This is a genomic window from Pseudomonas sp. SIMBA_068 (assembly GCF_046534705.1).
GTDB lineage: Bacteria > Pseudomonadota > Gammaproteobacteria > Pseudomonadales > Pseudomonadaceae > Aquipseudomonas > Aquipseudomonas putida.
The window spans coordinates 1-237 of sequence record NZ_JAWRYI010001612.1 but is presented as its reverse complement, the minus strand read 5'-3'; the positions used below and the strand labels follow the sequence as shown (position 1 = coordinate 237).

Annotated in this window: 1 protein-coding gene; it reads left to right on the top strand. The window is 66.2% G+C overall.

All coding sequences use genetic code 11. The features are described from left to right. The coding region (locus SB756_RS35165; RefSeq protein WP_410913893.1) for a hypothetical protein at positions 1–237 on the top strand (237 nt) is incomplete at both ends.

The following is a 237-nucleotide window of genomic DNA, read 5'->3' as shown; positions in this document are numbered from 1 at the left end:
ACCTGGCGGCGGATTTCGATCCGATGTTGTTCGATTCGGTACTGGCGGAGCAGGTGCGGCAAGTCGATCAGCTGGATTGGGACGAGCGCGAAGGCGTGCTGCGGGCCGAACGCCAGCGCAAGGTCGGCGAACTGGTGCTCAGTCGCGAACCGCTGAGCGGGCTGGATGAGTCCGCCCGCACCCTGGCCCTGGTCAATCTGGTCCGGCGCAAAGGCCTGGAGCTGTTGCCCTGGACCC